The following is a 1988-nucleotide window of genomic DNA, read 5'->3' as shown; positions in this document are numbered from 1 at the left end:
GCGGTGACTTTGAGAAGAGCAACGAAAGTACGCATTTATCCGACCGACGAACAAGCGGCATTCTTGAATGCCCAGTTTGGCGCGGTGCGGTTCGCGTACAACAAGGCCCTTCATATTCAACGACACATGTTCAAGCGTCACGGGATTTCACTGAAACCGAAACGCGACCTGAAACCCATGCTCGCAGTGGCGAAAAAATCGCGCAAATACGGCTGGCTAAAGGAGTACGATTCACTCGCCTTGCAGCAAGCGGTGATTAATCTCGACAAGGCATTCGCCAACTTCTTCAATCCCAAGCTCAAGGCACGAATGCCTACCTTCAAGAGCAAACGGGGCAGGCAATCCAGCTATCACCCCAACGGAAAGGTGCTCACAGCGGCTATCCAGTTGCCGAAGATGACGCCCATCAGGGCGGTCATTCATCGAGATATTATCGGCGTGGTATCCAGCATCACAGTCAGCCGTGGCCCGACAGGGAAATACTATGCTTCCATCCTTTGCGAGGATGGCTGCGAGGCTCCCGCCAAGCCCACCTTCATCACGGACGTGACTGGCTGTGATATGGGGCTGTCCCACTACCTCATTGAGTCGAGCGGCAAAAAGATTGCCAATCCACGCCACCTTATCAACGCCAGTCGCAATCTACGACGCAAGCAAAAGGCACTGTCTCGCAAGAAAAAGGGCAGCGCCAACCGTGGCAAGGCAAGACGGCAACTGGCCGCCCTGCACGAACGGGTAGCCAATGCCCGCGCCGATTTTCAGCACAAACTCTCTCACACGATGGTTGACGAAAACCAAGCGGTCATCGTGGAGACATTGAAATCAGCGAACATGATGAAAAATCACAAACTGGCCCGCGCCATTGGCGATGCTGGTTGGCATGGTTTCATCATGAAGCTGGAGTACAAGGCACAAGCGGCGGGTCGCCACCTAATCAAACTTGATCAGTGGTTTGCCAGCTCGAAACTGTGTAGCGATTGCGGCCACAAGATGCCGGACATGCCGTTGCATCAGCGGCAGTGGGTATGTCCAGCGTGTGGGGCAGGGCATGACCGCGACATTAACGCGGCCATGAATATCCAGCAACAAGGCATATTGGAATTAAAGGCGGCGGGACACGTCGTTTCTACCCATGGAGGCCAGCGTTAATCTGCCAATTCGGCAGTAGCGGCCTAAGAAGTGGGAAGCCTCGCCGCTTGCGGCGGGGAGCAGTCACTTCTCAAGTGTTCTTCTCCTTAACCATCCCCTCATATGAGCGAGGCGTGGCGCGGCTTCTGAGGTATGATCGCCATCCTTGACCAGCTAATACCCAACAGACTATCCCCATGTTTAACCACGAACTAATCCTCAACCACATCGACGATATATTTGGACAGGACATGCATGCCAAGCGTGTTCTTTCCCTCGCCAATGCTACCCTCGGGGTTATCGAGTCAGGTTCACTGGCCATCCACGCCATCGGTAGTGGCCTCTCCTTGGCCAACGGTCTCGAACGTAAACATGCGGTTAAACAGGTGGATCGCCTGCTCACTAACACCAAGCTCAATGTCTGGAGCCTCTTTGACGATTGGGTGCCCTATGTGGTCGGTGAACGTACCGAGATCGTAGTCTCCATGGACTGGACCGAATTCGATGCCGATGATCACAGTACCTTGGTTATCAGCCTGCAAACCAACCACGGTCGCAGTACTCCGCTGCTGTGGAAAACCCATCGGAAATCGTTGCTCAAAGGGCAACGCAATGCCCATGAGAAAGAGCTGCTCACCAAGCTCAAGCAGACGTTGCCAGAGGGTATCTTCGTGACGGTAGTAGCTGACCGCGGCTTTGGTTACATGGAGCTGTTCGAACGCCTGGAGCAAGAGCTAGGCTTTGCTTATCTCATTAGATTTAAAGGAAATGTTTTGGTTGGTTACCCTGGTGTAGAGCAGGTTCCAGCTCGGGACTGGCTAACGCCGACCGGGCGCACCCGAACCCTCAAAGCGGTGGAG

Annotated in this window: 1 protein-coding gene and 1 pseudogene; both read left to right on the top strand. The window is 54.1% G+C overall.

The window, feature by feature from the left end:
- On the top strand, positions 1-1149 hold a 1149-nt coding region (locus OKC30_RS20650; protein ID WP_270809801.1), incomplete at its 5' end, for an RNA-guided endonuclease TnpB family protein.
- A gap of 176 nt (positions 1150-1325) precedes the next feature.
- Positions 1326-1988, top strand: a pseudogene (locus OKC30_RS20645) (IS4-like element ISAs18 family transposase); the annotation flags it as partial.

This window comes from Aeromonas sp. QDB18, assembly GCF_027705325.1.
GTDB lineage: Bacteria > Pseudomonadota > Gammaproteobacteria > Enterobacterales > Aeromonadaceae > Aeromonas > Aeromonas caviae.
The sequence above is the reverse complement of the archived record's forward strand: the minus strand, read 5'-3'. Positions and strand labels throughout refer to the sequence as shown.